At 71.0% G+C, this 18,296-nt stretch carries 12 protein-coding genes and 2 pseudogenes; 7 read left to right on the top strand and 7 right to left on the bottom strand.

The genetic code is table 11. The features are described 5' to 3' along the window. From AX685_RS15085 to AX685_RS15110, 6 genes are all read right to left on the bottom strand, one after another. Positions 1-915 (bottom strand): bile acid:sodium symporter family protein (locus AX685_RS15085; RefSeq protein ID WP_066490125.1); only part of this gene is annotated, 915 nt, incomplete at its 3' end. Positions 916-1,230: 315 nt separating this feature from the next. Beyond that, the gene (locus AX685_RS15090) at positions 1,231-1,893 is read right to left on the bottom strand and encodes a cytochrome b/b6 domain-containing protein (RefSeq protein WP_197418641.1); all 663 of its coding nucleotides are present in this window, start codon (positions 1,891-1,893) and stop codon (positions 1,231-1,233) included. After that, entirely contained in the window at positions 1,893-2,345 is a 453-nt protein-coding gene (locus AX685_RS15095; RefSeq protein WP_066490126.1) for a c-type cytochrome, read from the bottom strand. Before AX685_RS15095 ends, AX685_RS15090 begins: the two co-directional genes overlap by 1 nt. Positions 2,346-2,380: 35 nt before the next feature. Next, on the bottom strand, positions 2,381-3,694 hold the full coding sequence (locus AX685_RS15100) for an ankyrin repeat domain-containing protein (RefSeq protein WP_066490128.1): 1,314 nt from the start codon (positions 3,692-3,694) through the stop codon (positions 2,381-2,383). Continuing rightward, on the bottom strand, positions 3,687-5,027 hold the full coding sequence (locus AX685_RS15105; protein ID WP_066490129.1) for a DUF1552 domain-containing protein: 1,341 nt from the start codon (positions 5,025-5,027) through the stop codon (positions 3,687-3,689). Before AX685_RS15105 ends, AX685_RS15100 begins: the two co-directional genes overlap by 8 nt. Beyond that, complete coding sequence (locus AX685_RS15110) at positions 5,024-7,471, bottom strand: DUF1592 domain-containing protein (protein WP_082741004.1); 2,448 nt, start codon at positions 7,469-7,471, stop codon at positions 5,024-5,026. The genes AX685_RS15105 and AX685_RS15110 overlap by 4 nt, the downstream gene beginning before the upstream one ends. Positions 7,472-7,754: 283 nt before the next feature. Between AX685_RS15110 and AX685_RS23540 the strand changes: the two are divergent. Next, positions 7,755-9,074: pseudogene (locus AX685_RS23540) on the top strand (adenosine deaminase); the annotation flags it as partial. Positions 9,075-9,222: 148 nt separating this feature from the next. Here the strand turns inward: AX685_RS23540 and AX685_RS23535 are convergent. After that, positions 9,223-9,951, bottom strand: a pseudogene (locus tag AX685_RS23535) (adenosine deaminase); the annotation flags it as partial. Between the two features lie 874 nt (positions 9,952-10,825). Between AX685_RS23535 and AX685_RS15125 the strand changes: the two are divergent. The 6 genes from AX685_RS15125 to AX685_RS15150 all read left to right on the top strand — a co-directional run. Continuing rightward, entirely contained in the window at positions 10,826-13,273 is a 2,448-nt protein-coding gene (locus AX685_RS15125; RefSeq protein WP_082741004.1) for a DUF1592 domain-containing protein, read from the top strand. Next, positions 13,270-14,610, top strand: a complete 1,341-nt coding sequence (locus AX685_RS15130) for a DUF1552 domain-containing protein (RefSeq protein WP_066490129.1) — start codon at positions 13,270-13,272, stop codon at positions 14,608-14,610. The genes AX685_RS15125 and AX685_RS15130 overlap by 4 nt, the downstream gene beginning before the upstream one ends. Beyond that, entirely contained in the window at positions 14,603-15,916 is a 1,314-nt protein-coding gene (locus AX685_RS15135) for an ankyrin repeat domain-containing protein (RefSeq protein ID WP_066490128.1), read from the top strand. The genes AX685_RS15130 and AX685_RS15135 overlap by 8 nt, the downstream gene beginning before the upstream one ends. Positions 15,917-15,951: 35 nt before the next feature. Continuing rightward, positions 15,952-16,404 carry a c-type cytochrome gene (locus tag AX685_RS15140; RefSeq protein WP_066490126.1) on the top strand — a complete coding sequence of 151 codons (453 nt, stop codon included), beginning with the start codon at positions 15,952-15,954 and terminating at the stop codon, positions 16,402-16,404. Continuing rightward, on the top strand, positions 16,404-17,066 hold the full coding sequence (locus AX685_RS15145) for a cytochrome b/b6 domain-containing protein (RefSeq protein ID WP_197418641.1): 663 nt from the start codon (positions 16,404-16,406) through the stop codon (positions 17,064-17,066). The genes AX685_RS15140 and AX685_RS15145 overlap by 1 nt, the downstream gene beginning before the upstream one ends. A 315-nt stretch (positions 17,067-17,381) precedes the next feature. Next, positions 17,382-18,296: bile acid:sodium symporter family protein (locus AX685_RS15150; RefSeq protein WP_066490125.1), on the top strand; the 915-nt coding region annotated here is incomplete at its 3' end.

Genomic DNA, 18,296 nt, shown 5'->3' with positions numbered 1-18,296 from the left:
GTGGAACACCATCAGCGGCAACACCACCAGCCCGACCTGCGCCGGCGCGAACAGCGCGCCCGCCATCGGCACGCCCGACACCAGGCTCTTCTTCGATCCGCAGAACAGCAGCACGATCGCATCCTCGCGCGACAGGCCGGCGATCCGCGCGGCGACGACATTGGCCACCATCACCACCGCCAGGATCAGCGCGCACGACAGCAGCAGCCCCGCCAGATCGAGCGCGCCGACACGCTGCCAGATGCCCTCCACCACCGCCGCACTGAACGCGGCATAGACGACCAGCAGGATCGATCCGCGATCGACCGGTTGCAGCACCGCCTTGTGCCGCGCCACGAACCCGCCGATCCACGGGCGCAGCAGATGCCCGGCGACGAACGGCAACAGCAATTGCAGCGCGATCGTCTTCACCGATCCCCACGCCATGCCGCCGCCTGCGCTCGCCGCGGGGTGCATGGCGACCTGCACCAGCAGCGGCGTCGCGACGATCCCGATCAGGTTGGACAGCGACGCGCTGCACACCGCCGCCGCGACATTGCCGCGCGCCATCGCGGTGAACGCGATCGACGACTGCACCGTCGACGGCAGCAACGTCAGGAACAACAGCCCCGATGCCATTACCGGATCGATCGCCGCCCCGCCCGCGTGCAACACCGCCAGCCCGACCAGCGGAAACAGGATATAGGTGGACGCCAGCACCATCGCGTGCAGCCGCCAATTGCCCATCCCGGCGACGATCGCCTCACGCGACAGCTTGGCCCCGTGCAGGAAGAACAGCAGCGCGATCGCCGCGTCCGCCAGCATTCCGAACGCCGTCGCCCATCGCCCGGTCGCGGGCAGCAGCGACGCCGCCGCGACGGTGCCGATCAGCCACAACAGGAACGGGTCGACCGACGGCAAGGACAAACGGCGCATGATGCGATCCTGATGCCTGCCCCGCCCCTATCGATCAAACGCAATGATCGGAACGGATCGTTGCAAAAATGAGCGCGGGGGATACTTCCGTCAGCCCAGCGAAAGCTGGGATCTCACTTCCCCAAAGGCCCCAGCCTACGATGGGGCGACCTATCAAAAGGAATTCGCGCAGAGGCGCAGAGATGTATGCGCATCGCCCAAACGCTTCTTGCCATTTCCGCGAATGCAGAGGGGACGCTTCGCGTCAGCGCCACCTCTCTGCGCCTCCGCGTCTCTGCGCGCAAAACCCTTCTACTTTCGCGCAGGCCCCGCGCCTCAGAACCGAAATCCGCGCGACACCGCCCACGCCACCGCGCCTGCAATCACCACGCCCACCAGCGCGCGCCACCAGGACGCACCCAGCGGCTCCACCGCCTCGCCCTCCGCGACGGCGCGTCGCCCGTGGATCATTGCGCCGATCAGGTTGCGCCCGCGGACCAGATACACCAGCACCGCCGCGACATGCAGCGCGATCAACGCCAGCAGCAGGTTGAAGATCACGCCATGCCATTGCGCCGCCATCCGCCCCTGGTCGAAGGTGACGTAATCGGCCAGCGGCCCGCTCTCCAGTCCGTCGACATCGACGGCGAACAGCCCCGCCGTCACCATCGCGGCGACCGTCGCCAGCATCGCCACGACGCTCCATCCGCCCAGCGGATTGTGCCCCGGCGCTGCGCCCGCGCCGCCGCGGACATAGGCGATCACCGCGCGCGGCCCGCGGACGAAGCGCGCGAACCGCGCGGTGCGCCCGCCCGCGAGGCCCCAGAACAGCCGGAACACCACCAGCGCCAGGATGGCGTAGCCCGACGTGCGGTGCCACTCCATCTCATGGTTCTCGCCGCTCCACCACGAAAAGGCGATCAGCGCGATCAGCAGCCAGTGGAACGCGCGCACCGGCACGTCCCACAGCGGCGCGGCACGGGTGGTGCCCGCCGTCATCAATCCTCGGCGCGGAACTGGCGGTGGCACGCGGCGCAGGTCGCGCCGGTCGCCTTCATCTGCGCGCGGATCGCGGTGACGTCGCCGCCGTTGGTCACCGCCACCAGCTTGCCCGATTCGGCGATCAACGCCTTCATCTGCGCATCGAACGCCGCGCGGTTGGTCCAGATCGCTGGCAGCGCATCGGTCTTGACGCCCGCGCCCGGGCCGGTGCCGGCGGGGAACAGTGCGGCCTGCTGGCGCGCCGTGGTGACGATCGCCTGCGCCGCGGCGACCATCGCGGGCTTGGCGGGGGCGTCGGATTTCAGCTGGTCGCCCAGTGCCTTCATCGCCGCGCCCATCTTCTTGAAACCGGCATGGCGGGCGGCGACCACCTGCTGCGGGGGCGGTGCCGCGGCGGTCAGCGTGGCCAGCACCAGCGCGGCGCCGATCGTGTTGCGCATCATCGTCATCTCGTGTCGCTCCCTCGAAGCCGGTCGGCGGTGCGTCATCGCGTCGCCGCGCCCGTCGCACTTGTAGCGGGCGGATAGACGGTGCGGAAGATCGCCCGCACCTCGCTCAATCCCCCGTCCGCCAGCTGCGCCGGGGTGGTGCCGCGCCGGTCAGCGGTATCGGCGCGCGCGCCATGCGCCGCCAGCAGCCGCAGCATCGCCTCCAGCTCGGGCGGGGGCGTGTCGCCGATCGTGCCCAGCAGGACGTGCAGCGCGGTGTCGCCGTTGCGGTCGGCCACGGTCGCGTCGGGTGCGATCGCCAGCGCCTGCGCCAGCGCCGCCGCACTGCCGCCGCGCGCCGCCGCCAGCACCACATTGGTGCCGTCCCGCAGCATCGCGCGCGCGTCTCCCCCGCCCGCCAGGATCGCCGCCATCGCCGCGGCATGGCCGTTGGCGGCGGCGATCAGCAGCGGCGGGGTCGGGGGGGCCGGCGGCGGCGGCACGCCGAAATTGGCCTCCGTCACCCATGTAATGCGCGACGGGCCGGTCAGCCCGTTCGGGTCCGCCCCGCGCGCCAGCAGGACGCGGATCAGCGCCGCGTCGCCCCCCGCCGCCGCGGCGTGCAGCGGCTGCTGCCCGTTCCGGTCGCGCGCCGCCATGTCCGCACCCGGCAGCCCCGCCAGCCGCTCGGCGACGCGCCAGTTCGCCTGGTACAGCGCCAGTTGCAGCGCGCTGGTATCTTCCGGCGCGCGGTCGGTGGTGCGCGCCCCCGCCGCCAGCAACACCTCCGCGGTCCCCGCATCGCCGCCCTTGATCGCGTACAGCAGCGGGGTCATCCCCCCGTCCGAACGCCGGTGCAGGTCCGCCCCGGCCGCCAGCAACGCGCGCACCGCCTCTGCGCGACCGGCATAGGCGGCCCACATCAGCGGCGTCTGGCCGCGCGAATCCGCCACGTCCACCGGCCCCCGAACGCTCAGCATTCGCGCCACGACCGGCGCCGGGCCACGCCCCGCGCACGTCGCCAGCGGCGTCACACCGTCGCGATCGGCATGCCGCACGGCTGCGCCAGCGTCGAGAAGCGCGGTCAGAACCCGCTCCCCACCGCGCTCGCACGCCAGCGCCAGCGGCGTCAGGCCGTCGTCATCCGCCAGATTGGGGCGCGCGCCGGCGTGCAACAACGCCGCCACCACCTCGACATCCTGCACCTCCACCGCCTTCAGCAGCGGGGTCGCGCCGTAATCGCCGCGCCGGTTGACGTCCGCACCCGCCGCGATCGCTGCGCGCACGCCCGCCACATCGTCCGCCGCCACCGCACGCGCCAGCGCGTCCTGTCCGGCCAGCACCGCCGCCAGCATCATTACGCTAACCATGCGTCAGCGCCCCCAGCGGCGCCGTACTGTCGCCGAACGCCGTCGCCGGCACGTCCAGCACGTTCAGCGCGGCGAGCAGCAGGTTGGACATCGTCGTCCCCTTCTCCACCGCGACATGCCGCCCGCCCGGCACCAGCCCGCCCGCGACCACCACCGGCAGGTCCATATGATCATGCTCGTTCGAATCGCCGAACGCCGACCCGCGCAGCACCAGCGTGCGGTCCAGCAGCGATGCCTCACCGTCCTTCGTCTCGGCCATCCGCTTCAGATAATAAGCGAAATACTCCATGTGATGGCGGTTGATGCGCGCCAGCTTCGCCATCTTCTCCGGGCTGTTGCCATGGTGGCTCAGCATATGGTGCGAATCCGGCACACCGATCTCGGGATAGGTGCGGTTGGACAATTCGCGCCCGATCATAAACGTGCCCACGCGGGTGATGTCGGCCTGCATCGCCAGCACCTGCAGGTCGATCATCAGCCGCACATGCTGATCGAACGAATCCGGTATCCCCGCCGGCCGCTCGATCCCCGCCGCCGCGTCGCCCGCCCCGCTCGCGGCGGCACGCTGGATGCGCTTCTCGATCTCGCGCGTCGCCTCCAGATATTCGTCCAGCTTATGCCGATCATCCCGCCCCAATGTGCCGGACAGGCGCGCGGTATCCTCGCGCACGAAGTCGAGGATGCTGGTCTGCCGCCGCGCCTGTGCCAGCCGGCTGGCGGGGTCCAGCGCGTCGCCGTCGCCGAACAGCCGCTCGAACACGTCGCGCGGATTGGCGGTGACGGGCAGCGGCACCGTCGCATTCCGCCACGAAATGCCGTTGGTATAGGCGCAGCTGTAGCCGATGTCGCAGCTGCCCAGCAGGCTCGCCTGATCGATCCCCAGCTCCAGCGAGGGCAGCGGCGTCCCCTCCCCCAGGTGCGCGGCATAGACCTGGTCCATCGACACGCCGCAATGGATGTCGCTGCCCTCGGTCTGGCGCACGTGCACCCCGGTCAGAAACGCCGGACAGGACCGGCCGTGCCCCGCCGGCCGGTCCCCCATCGCCGCCGCCTGCGGATGGCCCAGGCCGGTCACCACGCTGACCCGGTCGCGGAACGGCGCCAGCGGGGCCAGCGTGTCGGGCAGCACCAGCGCGCCGCCGCTGCCGGCGGGACGGAAACCGTCCATCATCATTCCGTTGGGCGAATAGAAGACCTGCAACCGCTTCGGCCGCGCCGCGCGATCGGCGGCGCGCGCGGCGGGTGCCATCGCCTCCAGGAACGGCAGCGCGATGGCGGTACCGGCACCGCGCAGCAACGTGCGCCGGGTGATCGGGGCGCGCAATATCCTCATCGGCTGGCCGTCCTCTTCAGGGTGAAGGCATCGCTGGTCACGATACCGCGCACGATCGTCTGCACGCGATACCGGTCCGCCTTCGCATCGCGCACGATGCGGCGGACCGCGGGCATGTCGCGCGGGGTCAGCCCGCGGGCGAGCGCATAGGTCATCATCCGTTCGGTGAAGGCGCCGACGAATTCGTCGCGTCGCGCCAGCAACACGCCGCGCAACCCGTCGATCCCGGCGAAGCGCGCGCCGTCGGGCATCGTCGCGCTGGCATCGATCACCTGCCCGGCGTCACGCTGGCGCCACGCGCCGACCGCGTCGAAATTCTCGAGCGCGAAGCCCAGCGGGTCCATCTTCACGTGGCAGGCCGCGCAGGCGGGGTTCTTGCGGTGCAGTTCCAGCTGCTCGCGCGCGGTCAGCAGCCGGCCGTCGGCGCGCTCCTTCAGCGCCGGCACGTCGGGCGGCGGCGGCGGCGGCGGGGAGGCGAGCATGTTGTCGAGGATCCACTTGCCGCGCTTCACCACCGACGTGTGGTTGCCATAGGAGGTGACGGTCAGGATGCTCGCCTGCCCCAGCAGGCCGCCGCGGTGCCACGCCGGGTCCAGCGCCACCTTGCGGAACGCGGTGCCCGACACGCCGGGGATGCCGTAATGCCGCGCCAGCCGCTGGTTGAGGAAGGTGTAATCGGCGGCGATGAAATCCAGCACGCTGCGGTTGTCGCGCACCACATGCGCGAAGAACATCTCGGTCTCGCGCGCCATCGCCTGGCGCAGCCGCACGTCGAAATCGGGGAAGACCGCAATGTCGGGCCGCTGCTGGTCGAGGTTGCGCAGGTACAGCCACTGGCCCGCGAAATTGTGCGTCAGCGCATCGGCGCGCGGATCGGCCAGCATCCGCGCGACCTGCGCATCCAGCACGCCGGGCGCGCGCAACTGGCCGCGTTCCGCCAGCGTCAGCAGCGGCTCGTCCGGGATGCTGCTCCACAGGAACAGCGACAGGCGCGTCGCCAGTTCCAGATCGGTCAGCCCGCGGACGGTGCCGGGCGCCACGCCGGCCGGATCGCGCTCGACCACGAACAGGAAGCCGGGCGAGACCAGGATCGCCTCGACGGCGGCGGCCACCCCCTGTTCGAAACCGCCGTCACGGCGCGCGGCGGCATAGACGCGCAGCACCGGCGCCACGTCGTCGGCGCTTACCGGACACCGCCATGCGCGCCGCGCCAGCGACGCCACGATCCGTTGCGCGCACGCGCTCTCGTCCTGCGCGCGCTTCGGGCGGCACAGGAAGATGCGCCGGCGGCTGGGCGTGTCCCCCGCCCCACCGGCACCGAACGGCCCGGTCACGTCGATCTGCAGCACGTCGCGCGGGAAATTGGCCTGCGAATAGCGTGGCGACAGGCGATAGGACGGCACCTGCACCGTGCGCACCCGCCGCCCGTCGACCAGCACGTCCATCGGCAGCATCACCGGCGGCGCGGTCGGCAGCGGCACCGCGTCGAGCGTGTTGCGCAGCGTCTGCACGCTGTCGTCGGGCGCCAGCCGCCGCCGGAACGCCAGCCCGATGACATGCGGCCCCGCGCTGAGCGGCACACGCACGCTCACCTTGTCCTCGACCATCCGGTCGGTTTCGTTGTTGGTGTTGGCGTTGAGCCAGCCGGCGATGTCATAATCGCCCGCGCGCCGCGCATAATAACGCAGCGTGCCGCCACCGCGCGACGCCAGCGGCAGGTCGTCGCCGGAGCGTTCGTTATACGCCGGCCGCCCCGAATTGCGGATCGACCCGTCCTTGGGTACCTCCCACGACGTGGTGAACGGCCGCGGGGAAGCCACGCCCGTGGCGAGCTTCGCGACCCTTCCGGCGACCGCGACATAACGGTCCATCAAGGTCGGCGACACGCTGAGCACGTCGGCGATATTGTCGAAGCCATAGCCCGAATTGTCCTGCGGCAGATCGCGCGCGACATCGACGTCCAACGCCAGCAGGTCTCTCACCGCATTGGCATATTCGACGCGGTTGAGCCGCCGGATCGTCGCACGGCCGGGATCGGGATGCGCCGCGGCATAACCGTCCAGCGCATTCTGAAGCCAGGCGACGAACGCCGCGCGTTCCGCCGGCGCGGGTTGCGCACGGTTGCGCGGCGGCATCTCGCCGATCGACACGCGGCGCAGGATCGCCTCCCATTCCGCCGCATGGGCGCCGATCGCCGGATCGCGCCCGCGCAGGTCGTCGATCGACAGACCCGCGACCTTGTCGATATCATTGTGGCAGCGCGCGCAGAACTGGCCGAGCAACGCGGGCGGCGCGTCGGCGGCGTCCGCGCCCACGGGTGCGGCGACCGTCACCGGCGCCTCCGCCTGCATCCGCGCCCAGCCCGACGCGGCGGCGGTCAGCGCGCTGATCGCCAGCACGCCTCCGCCGATCGTCGGACGCCACCCCTTGCTCACCATGGTCATCGCCCCTGCCGGGCCGCACGCACCGGCCGCGTCATCGCCGGCCCCGCCGGCATGCGCCCTTGGCTATGGCCAGCAGCCACCGCGGTCCATTGCCGTTATCGCAGCGCAGCGAACGAAAAAAGTGCGCACCCGATGCGCACCCCGCGCACATTTGCGCAACATGGCGTCGCGGTAATTGTCATGGGAGGATCGTTGCCGACCCGCTACCCCCGCGGCGGGGAACGAACGGGTGCCGGCCGCGATCGACGCGGGCAGGCGCCTAACCGATCGGGGGATCATCGTCATGCGCGCCTGTCGCCGCATCATCCGTTACGCACGTCCGGCGGTGCCGCTGGCGATCACCTGCGCCCTTGCTGCGCCCGCCGCGGCGCAATCGACGGCCGCCACGGCGGAGGCGCGCACCGCGGCGCGGCTGGACGCGATCGCCGCCAGCCCGCCGCGGCTGCGCATCTTCCTGCAGCGGATGCCCAAGGGCGGCGACCTGCACAATCATTCCGGCGGCGCGATCTATGCCGAGGATATCCTGCGCTGGGCCGCGCAGGACGGGCGCTGCGTCGCGACCGATCCGTATCGCATCGTTCCGCCGCCGTGCGACGCCCCCGGCCGCTTTCCCGCGCGCGGGCTGGAGGAGGATTATCCCCGCTACGCCGCCGCCATCCAGGCGTTCTCGACCCGCGATCACGAGGAGGGGGTCGGCGATCCGACCGTCCCCGGCTACGATCGCTTCTTCGCGACGTTCGACGCCTTCTGGCCCGCCTTCGCCGGCAATGCCGGCCGCGAATTGTCGCTGGTGCGCCAGCAGGCGGCGGGGGACCACGTCTCCTATCTCGAACTGAGCAGCGGCAGCGAGGCGACCGGGCCGCTGCTCGCCGCGATGAAGGGCACGACCGGCAACGATCTCGACGCGCTATACGCCGCGGTGTCTCCGCTGCTGCCCGCCGCCGTGGCGAGCGCACGCGCCGAGTACGACCACGCGGAGGCGGATGCGGCGCGGATCGACGGCTGCACCACGCCGCAGCACACCCCCGCCTGCGACGTCGCGGTACGCTATCTCTACACCGCGATCCGTACCCGCCCGCCGGCGGAGGTGTTCGCGCAGCTGGCGTTCGGCTTCGCGCTGGCCGGGGCCGATCCACGCTTCGTCGGGGTCAATATCGCCGCGCCCGAGCATGATCCGGTCGCGATCCGCGACTATGCGCTGCACATGCGGATGTTCGCCTTCCTGAAGGCGCGTCATCCGACCGTGCCGCTGTCGCTGCATGCCGGGGAACTGACGCTGGGGCTGGTCCCGCCGCGCGACCTGCGCTTCCACATTCGCGATGCCGTTGCGGTCGCTGGCGCGCAGCGGATCGGCCATGGCATCGACATTTCCTATGAGGACGATGCCACCGCGCTGCTCGCCCGGATGGCGCGCGATCGGGTGGCGGTGGAAATCAACCTGACCAGCAACGCGGTGATCCTGGGGGTGAAGGGCGCGCAGCATCCGCTGTCGCTGTATCGCACCGCCGGGGTGCCCGTGGTGCTGTCGACCGACGACGAAGGCGTGTCGCGCAGCGACATGACCAACGAATATCAGCGCGCCGTCGCGGAACAGGGGCTGCGCTACACCGACCTGAAGCAGATTGCGCGCGACACGCTCGCTTACTCTTTCCTGCCGGGCAAAGGACTGTGGCGCGATCGCGCCACAGTCCTTTGCCCGGCAGGAAAGAGTAAGCGAGCGTGTCGCGCGCAATCTGCTTCAGGTCGGTGTAGCGCAGCCCCTGTTCCGCGACGGCGCGCTGATATTCGTTGGTCATGTCGCTGCGCGACACGCCTTCGTCGTCGGTCGACAGCACCACGGGCACCCCGGCGGTGCGATACAGCGACAGCGGATGCTGCGCGCCCTTCACCCCCAGGATCACCGCGTTGCTGGTCAGGTTGATTTCCACCGCCACCCGATCGCGCGCCATCCGGGCGAGCAGCGCGGTGGCATCGTCCTCATAGGAAATGTCGATGCCATGGCCGATCCGCTGCGCGCCAGCGACCGCAACGGCATCGCGAATGTGGAAGCGCAGGTCGCGCGGCGGGACCAGCCCCAGCGTCAGTTCCCCGGCATGCAGCGACAGCGGCACGGTCGGATGACGCGCCTTCAGGAAGGCGAACATCCGCATGTGCAGCGCATAGTCGCGGATCGCGACCGGATCATGCTCGGGCGCGGCGATATTGACCCCGACGAAGCGTGGATCGGCCCCGGCCAGCGCGAAGCCGAACGCCAGCTGCGCGAACACCTCCGCCGGCGGGCGGGTACGGATCGCGGTGTAGAGATAGCGTACCGCGACGTCGCAGGCGGGGGTGTGCTGCGGCGTGGTGCAGCCGTCGATCCGCGCCGCATCCGCCTCCGCGTGGTCGTACTCGGCGCGTGCGCTCGCCACGGCGGCGGGCAGCAGCGGAGACACCGCGGCGTATAGCGCGTCGAGATCGTTGCCGGTCGTGCCCTTCATCGCGGCGAGCAGCGGCCCGGTCGCCTCGCTGCCGCTGCTCAGTTCGAGATAGGAGACGTGGTCCCCCGCCGCCTGCTGGCGCACCAGCGACAATTCGCGGCCGGCATTGCCGGCGAAGGCGGGCCAGAAGGCGTCGAACGTCGCGAAGAAGCGATCGTAGCCGGGGACGGTCGGATCGCCGACCCCCTCCTCGTGATCGCGGGTCGAGAACGCCTGGATGGCGGCGGCGTAGCGGGGATAATCCTCCTCCAGCCCGCGCGCGGGAAAGCGGCCGGGGGCGTCGCACGGCGGCGGAACGATGCGATACGGATCGGTCGCGACGCAGCGCCCGTCCTGCGCGGCCCAGCGCAGGATATCCTCGGCATAGATCGCGCCGCCGGAATGATTGTGCAGGTCGCCGCCCTTGGGCATCCGCTGCAGGAAGATGCGCAGCCGCGGCGGGCTGGCGGCGATCGCGTCCAGCCGCGCCGCGGTGCGCGCCTCCGCCGTGGCGGCCGTCGATTGCGCCGCGGCGGGCGCAGCAAGGGCGCAGGTGATCGCCAGCGGCACCGCCGGACGTGCGTAACGGATGATGCGGCGACAGGCGCGCATGACGATGATCCCCCGATCGGTTAGGCGCCTGCCCGCGTCGATCGCGGCCGGCACCCGTTCGTTCCCCGCCGCGGGGGTAGCGGGTCGGCAACGATCCTCCCATGACAATTACCGCGACGCCATGTTGCGCAAATGTGCGCGGGGTGCGCATCGGGTGCGCACTTTTTTCGTTCGCTGCGCTGCGATAACGGCAATGGACCGCGGTGGCTGCTGGCCATAGCCAAGGGCGCATGCCGGCGGGGCCGGCGATGACGCGGCCGGTGCGTGCGGCCCGGCAGGGGCGATGACCATGGTGAGCAAGGGGTGGCGTCCGACGATCGGCGGAGGCGTGCTGGCGATCAGCGCGCTGACCGCCGCCGCGTCGGGCTGGGCGCGGATGCAGGCGGAGGCGCCGGTGACGGTCGCCGCACCCGTGGGCGCGGACGCCGCCGACGCGCCGCCCGCGTTGCTCGGCCAGTTCTGCGCGCGCTGCCACAATGATATCGACAAGGTCGCGGGTCTGTCGATCGACGACCTGCGCGGGCGCGATCCGGCGATCGGCGCCCATGCGGCGGAATGGGAGGCGATCCTGCGCCGCGTGTCGATCGGCGAGATGCCGCCGCGCAACCGTGCGCAACCCGCGCCGGCGGAACGCGCGGCGTTCGTCGCCTGGCTTCAGAATGCGCTGGACGGTTATGCCGCGGCGCATCCCGATCCCGGCCGTGCGACGATCCGGCGGCTCAACCGCGTCGAATATGCCAATGCGGTGAGAGACCTGCTGGCGTTGGACGTCGATGTCGCGCGCGATCTGCCGCAGGACAATTCGGGCTATGGCTTCGACAATATCGCCGACGTGCTCAGCGTGTCGCCGACCTTGATGGACCGTTATGTCGCGGTCGCCGGAAGGGTCGCGAAGCTCGCCACGGGCGTGGCTTCCCCGCGGCCGTTCACCACGTCGTGGGAGGTACCCAAGGACGGGTCGATCCGCAATTCGGGGCGGCCGGCGTATAACGAACGCTCCGGCGACGACCTGCCGCTGGCGTCGCGCGGTGGCGGCACGCTGCGTTATTATGCGCGGCGCGCGGGCGATTATGACATCGCCGGCTGGCTCAACGCCAACACCAACAACGAAACCGACCGGATGGTCGAGGACAAGGTGAGCGTGCGTGTGCCGCTCAGCGCGGGGCCGCATGTCATCGGGCTGGCGTTCCGGCGGCGGCTGGCGCCCGACGACAGCGTGCAGACGCTGCGCAACACGCTCGACGCGGTGCCGCTGCCGACCGCGCCGCCGGTGATGCTGCCGATGGACGTGCTGGTCGACGGGCGGCGGGTGCGCACGGTGCAGGTGCCGTCCTATCGCCTGTCGCCACGCTATTCGCAGGCCAATTTCCCGCGCGACGTGCTGCAGATCGACGTGACCGGGCCGTTCGGTGCCGGTGGGGCGGGGGACACGCCCAGCCGCCGGCGCATCTTCCTGTGCCGCCCGAAGCGCGCGCAGGACGAGAGCGCGTGCGCGCAACGGATCGTGGCGTCGCTGGCGCGGCGCGCATGGCGGTGTCCGGTAAGCGCCGACGACGTGGCGCCGGTGCTGCGCGTCTATGCCGCCGCGCGCCGTGACGGCGGTTTCGAACAGGGGGTGGCCGCCGCCGTCGAGGCGATCCTGGTCTCGCCCGGCTTCCTGTTCGTGGTCGAGCGCGATCCGGCCGGCGTGGCGCCCGGCACCGTCCGCGGGCTGACCGATCTGGAACTGGCGACGCGCCTGTCGCTGTTCCTGTGGAGCAGCATCCCGGACGAGCCGCTGCTGACGCTGGCGGAACGCGGCCAGTTGCGCGCGCCCGGCGTGCTGGATGCGCAGGTCGCGCGGATGCTGGCCGATCCGCGCGCCGATGCGCTGACGCACAATTTCGCGGGCCAGTGGCTGTACCTGCGCAACCTCGACCAGCAGCGGCCCGACATTGCGGTCTTCCCCGATTTCGACGTGCGGCTGCGCCAGGCGATGGCGCGCGAGACCGAGATGTTCTTCGCGCATGTGGTGCGCGACAACCGCAGCGTGCTGGATTTCATCGCCGCCGATTACACCTTCCTCAACCAGCGGCTGGCGCGGCATTACGGCATCCCCGGCGTGTCGGGCACCGCGTTCCGCAAGGTGGCGCTGGACCCGGCGTGGCACCGCGGCGGCCTGCTGGGGCAGGCGAGCATCCTGACCGTCACCTCCTATGGCAACCACACGTCGGTGGTGAAGCGCGGCAAGTGGATCCTCGACAACATGCTCGCCTCCCCGCCGCCGCCGCCGCCGCCCGACGTGCCGGCGCTGAAGGAGCGCGCCGACGGCCGGCTGCTGACCGCGCGCGAGCAGCTGGAACTGCACCGCAAGAACCCCGCCTGCGCGGCCTGCCACGTGAAGATGGACCCGCTGGGCTTCGCGCTCGAGAATTTCGACGCGGTCGGCGCGTGGCGCCAGCGTGACGCCGGGCAGGTGATCGATGCCAGCGCGACGATGCCCGACGGCGCGCGCTTCGCCGGGATCGACGGGTTGCGCGGCGTGTTGCTGGCGCGACGCGACGAATTCGTCGGCGCCTTCACCGAACGGATGATGACCTATGCGCTCGCCCGCGGGCTGACCCCGCGCGACATGCCCGCGGTCCGCCGCATCGTGCGCGATGCGAAGGCGGACCGGTATCGCGTGCAGACGATCGTGCGCGGTATCGTGACCAGCGATGCCTTCACCCTGAAGAGGACGGCCAGCCGATGAGGATATTGCGCGCCCCGATCACCCGGCGCACGTTGCTGCGCGGTGCCGGTACCGCCATCGCGCTGCCGTTCCTGGAGGCGATGGCACCCGCCGCGCGCGCCGCCGATCGCGCGGCGCGGCCGAAGCGGTTGCAGGTCTTCTATTCGCCCAACGGAATGATGATGGACGGTTTCCGTCCCGCCGGCAGCGGCGGCGCGCTGGTGCTGCCCGACACGCTGGCCCCGCTGGCGCCGTTCCGCGACCGGGTCAGCGTGGTGACCGGCCTGGGCCATCCGCAGGCGGCGGCGATGGGGGACCGGCCGGCGGGGCACGGCCGGTCCTGTCCGGCGTTTCTGACCGGGGTGCACGTGCGCCAGACCGAGGGCAGCGACATCCATTGCGGCGTGTCGATGGACCAGGTCTATGCCGCGCACCTGGGGGAGGGGACGCCGCTGCCCTCGCTGGAGCTGGGGATCGATCAGGCGAGCCTGCTGGGCAGCTGCGACATCGGCTACAGCTGCGCCTATACCAACGGCATTTCGTGGCGGAATGCGACGGTGCCGCTGCCCGTCACCGCCAATCCGCGCGACGTGTTCGAGCGGCTGTTCGGCGACGGCGACGCGCTGGACCCCGCCAGCCGGCTGGCACAGGCGCGGCGGCAGACCAGCATCCTCGACTTCGTGCGCGAGGATACCGCGCGCCTGTCCGGCACATTGGGGCGGGATGATCGGCATAAGCTGGACGAATATCTGGAGGCGACGCGCGAGATCGAGAAGCGCATCCAGCGTGCCGCCGCGAGCGGGGCGGGCGACGCGGCGGCGGGGATCGAGCGGCCGGCGGGGATACCGGATTCGTTCGATCAGCATGTGCGGCTGATGATCGACCTGCAGGTGCTGGCGATGCAGGCCGACATCACCCGCGTGGGCACGTTTATGATCGGGCGCGAATTGTCCAACCGCACCTATCCCGAGATCGGTGTGCCGGATTCGCACCATATGCTGAGCCACCATGGCAACAGCCCGGAGAAGATGGCGAAGCTGGCGCGCATCAACCGCCATCACATGGAGTATTTCGCTTATTATCTGAAGCGGATGGCCGAGACGAAGGACGGTGAGGCATCGCTGCTGGACCGCACGCTGGTGCTGCGCGGGTCGGCGTTCGGCGATTCGAACGAGCATGATCATATGGACCTGCCGGTGGTGGTCGCGGGCGGGCTGGTGCCGGGCGGGCGGCATGTCGCGGTGGAGAAGGGGACGACGATGTCCAACCTGCTGCTCGCCGCGCTGAACGTGCTGGACGTGCCGGCGACGGCGTTCGGCGACAGTACGGCGCCGCTGGGGGCGCTGACGCATGGTTAGCGTAATGATGCTGGCGGCGGTGCTGGCCGGACAGGACGCGCTGGCGCGTGCGGTGGCGGCGGACGATGTGGCGGGCGTGCGCGCAGCGATCGCGGCGGGTGCGGACGTCAACCGGCGCGGCGATTACGGCGCGACCCCGCTGCTGAAGGCGGTGGAGGTGCAGGATGTCGAGGTGGTGGCGGCGTTGTTGCACGCCGGCGCGCGCCCCAATCTGGCGGATGACGACGGCCTGACGCCGCTGGCGCTGGCGTGCGAGCGCGGTGGGGAGCGGGTTCTGACCGCGCTTCTCGACGCTGGCGCAGCCGTGCGGCATGCCGATCGCGACGGTGTGACGCCGCTGGCGACGTGCGCGGGGCGTGGCCCGGCGCCGGTCGTGGCGCGAATGCTGAGCGTTCGGGGGCCGGTGGACGTGGCGGATTCGCGCGGCCAGACGCCGCTGATGTGGGCCGCCTATGCCGGTCGCGCAGAGGCGGTGCGCGCGTTGCTGGCGGCCGGGGCGGACCTGCACCGGCGTTCGGACGGGGGGATGACCCCGCTGCTGTACGCGATCAAGGGCGGCGATGCGGGGACCGCGGAGGTGTTGCTGGCGGCGGGGGCGCGCACCACCGACCGCGCGCCGGAAGATACCAGCGCGCTGCAACTGGCGCTGTACCAGGCGAACTGGCGCGTCGCCGAGCGGCTGGCGGGGCTGCCGGGTGCGGACATGGCGGCGCGCGACCGGAACGGGCAGCAGCCGCTGCACGCCGCGGCGGCGGGGGGCGACGCGGCGCTGATCCGCGTCCTGCTGGCGCGCGGGGCGGACCCGAACGGGCTGACCGGCCCGTCGCGCATTACATGGGTGACGGAGGCCAATTTCGGCGTGCCGCCGCCGCCGGCCCCCCCGACCCCGCCGCTGCTGATCGCCGCCGCCAACGGCCATGCCGCGGCGATGGCGGCGATCCTGGCGGGCGGGGGAGACGCGCGCGCGATGCTGCGGGACGGCACCAATGTGGTGCTGGCGGCGGCGCGCGGCGGCAGTGCGGCGGCGCTGGCGCAGGCGCTGGCGATCGCACCCGACGCGACCGTGGCCGACCGCAACGGCGACACCGCGCTGCACGTCCTGCTGGGCACGATCGGCGACACGCCCCCGCCCGAGCTGGAGGCGATGCTGCGGCTGCTGGCGGCGCATGGCGCGCGCGCCGATACCGCTGACCGGCGCGGCACCACCCCGGCGCAGCTGGCGGACGGGGGATTGAGCGAGGTGCGGGCGATCTTCCGCACCGTCTATCCGCCCGCTACAAGTGCGACGGGCGCGGCGACGCGATGACGCACCGCCGACCGGCTTCGAGGGAGCGACACGAGATGACGATGATGCGCAACACGATCGGCGCCGCGCTGGTGCTGGCCACGCTGACCGCCGCGGCACCGCCCCCGCAGCAGGTGGTCGCCGCCCGCCATGCCGGTTTCAAGAAGATGGGCGCGGCGATGAAGGCACTGGGCGACCAGCTGAAATCCGACGCCCCCGCCAAGCCCGCGATGGTCGCCGCGGCGCAGGCGATCGTCACCACGGCGCGCCAGCAGGCCGCACTGTTCCCCGCCGGCACCGGCCCGGGCGCGGGCGTCAAGACCGATGCGCTGCCAGCGATCTGGACCAACCGCGCGGCGTTCGATGCGCAGATGAAGGCGTTGATCGCCGAATCGGGCAAGCTGGTGGCGGTGACCAACGGCGGCGACGTCACCGCGATCCGCGCGCAGATGAAGGCGACCGGCGCGACCTGCGCCGCGTGCCACCGCCAGTTCCGCGCCGAGGATTGATGACGGCGGGCACCACCCGTGCCGCGCCGCTGTGGGACGTGCCGGTGCGCGCGTTCCACTGGCTGCTGATCGCGCTGATCGCCTTTTCGTGGTGGAGCGGCGAGAACCATGAGATGGAGTGGCACCGCACGTCGGGCTACGCCATCCTGGCGCTGGTGGTGTTCCGGCTGTTCTGGGGCCTCGCGGGCGGGCGCACCGCGCGGTTCGCGCGCTTCGTCCGCGGGCCGCGCGCGGTGATCGCCTATGTCCGCGGCGGCGCGGGCGCAGCGCCGGGGCACAATCCGCTGGGCGGATGGAGCGTCGTGGCGATGCTGGCGACGGTCGCCGCGATGGTGACGGCGGGGCTGTTCGCCGTCGATGTCGACGGACTGGAGAGCGGGCCGCTGGCCGATTACGTCACCTTCGACCAGGGGCGGATGGCGGCGCAATGGCATGGCGTGATCTTCAACCTGCTGCTGGCGTTGATCGCGCTGCATGTCGCGGCGGTGCTGGTGTATCTGGTCCGCGGGCGCAACCTGATCGGCGCAATGATCCACGGGCGACGCGCCGTCGCGGAGGGCGAGGCGGTGGAGCCGCTGGGTGCGTCCTGGTGGCGCGCGCTGGTGGGCGTGGTGATTGCAGGCGCGGTGGCGTGGGCGGTGTCGCGCGGATTTCGGTTCTGAGGCGCGGGGCCTGCGCGAAAGTAGAAGGGTTTTGCGCGCAGAGACGCGGAGGCGCAGAGAGGTGGCGCTGACGCGAAGCGTCCCCTCTGCATTCGCGGAAATGGCAAGAAGCGTTTGGGCGATGCGCATACATCTCTGCGCCTCTGCGCGAATTCCTTTTGATAGGTCGCCCCATCGTAGGCTGGGGCCTTTGGGGAAGTGAGATCCCAGCTTTCGCTGGGCTGACGGAAGTATCCCCCGCGCTCATTTTTGCAACGATCCGTTCCGATCATTGCGTTTGATCGATAGGGGCGGGGCAGGCATCAGGATCGCATCATGCGCCGTTTGTCCTTGCCGTCGGTCGACCCGTTCCTGTTGTGGCTGATCGGCACCGTCGCGGCGGCGTCGCTGCTGCCCGCGACCGGGCGATGGGCGACGGCGTTCGGAATGCTGGCGGACGCGGCGATCGCGCTGCTGTTCTTCCTGCACGGGGCCAAGCTGTCGCGTGAGGCGATCGTCGCCGGGATGGGCAATTGGCGGCTGCACGCGATGGTGCTGGCGTCCACCTATATCCTGTTTCCGCTGGTCGGGCTGGCGGTGTTGCACGCGGGCGGGGCGGCGATCGATCCGGTAATGGCATCGGGGCTGTTGTTCCTGACGTTGCTGCCGTCGACGGTGCAGTCGTCGATCGCGTTCACCGCGATGGCGCGCGGCAATGTCGCGGCGGCGGTGTGCAGCGCGTCGCTGTCCAACCTGATCGGGATCGTCGCGACGCCGCTGCTGGTGCAGGTCGCCATGCACCCCGCGGCGAGCGCAGGCGGCGGCATGGCGTGGGGATCGGTGAAGACGATCGCGCTGCAATTGCTGTTGCCGTTCGTCGCCGGGCATCTGCTGCGCCCGTGGATCGGCGGGTTCGTGGCGCGGCACAAGGCGGTGCTGCAACCGGTCGATCGCGGATCGATCCTGCTGGTCGTCTATGCCGCGTTCAGTGCGGCGGTGGTGGAGGGCATCTGGCAGCGTGTCGGCGCGCTCGATCTGGCGGGGCTGCTGCTGTCGTGCGCGCTGATCCTGGCGGTGGTGATGGTGGCCAATGTCGTCGCCGCGCGGATCGCCGGCCTGTCGCGCGAGGATGCGATCGTGCTGCTGTTCTGCGGATCGAAGAAGAGCCTGGTGTCGGGCGTGCCGATGGCGGGCGCGCTGTTCGCGCCGGCGCAGGTCGGGCTGGTGGTGTTGCCGCTGATGGTGTTCCAC

The sequence above is a fragment of the Sphingomonas sp. CCH9-F2 genome, assembly GCF_001556735.1.
Classification (GTDB): Bacteria; Pseudomonadota; Alphaproteobacteria; order Sphingomonadales; family Sphingomonadaceae; genus Sphingomonas; species Sphingomonas ginsenosidimutans.
This window is presented reverse-complemented; position numbering and strand designations above follow the sequence as displayed.

Coding starts and splice junctions, on each gene's coding strand:
- AX685_RS15090 (WP_197418641.1), bottom strand. CDS start 1,893: ATGACGGCGGGCACCACCCGTGCCGCGCCGCTGTGGGACGTGCCGGTG.
- AX685_RS15095 (WP_066490126.1), bottom strand. CDS start 2,345: ATGACGATGATGCGCAACACGATCGGCGCCGCGCTGGTGCTGGCCACG.
- AX685_RS15100 (WP_066490128.1), bottom strand. CDS start 3,694: ATGGTTAGCGTAATGATGCTGGCGGCGGTGCTGGCCGGACAGGACGCG.
- AX685_RS15105 (WP_066490129.1), bottom strand. CDS start 5,027: ATGAGGATATTGCGCGCCCCGATCACCCGGCGCACGTTGCTGCGCGGT.
- AX685_RS15110 (WP_082741004.1), bottom strand. CDS start 7,471: ATGACCATGGTGAGCAAGGGGTGGCGTCCGACGATCGGCGGAGGCGTG.
- AX685_RS15125 (WP_082741004.1), top strand. CDS start 10,826: ATGACCATGGTGAGCAAGGGGTGGCGTCCGACGATCGGCGGAGGCGTG.
- AX685_RS15130 (WP_066490129.1), top strand. CDS start 13,270: ATGAGGATATTGCGCGCCCCGATCACCCGGCGCACGTTGCTGCGCGGT.
- AX685_RS15135 (WP_066490128.1), top strand. CDS start 14,603: ATGGTTAGCGTAATGATGCTGGCGGCGGTGCTGGCCGGACAGGACGCG.
- AX685_RS15140 (WP_066490126.1), top strand. CDS start 15,952: ATGACGATGATGCGCAACACGATCGGCGCCGCGCTGGTGCTGGCCACG.
- AX685_RS15145 (WP_197418641.1), top strand. CDS start 16,404: ATGACGGCGGGCACCACCCGTGCCGCGCCGCTGTGGGACGTGCCGGTG.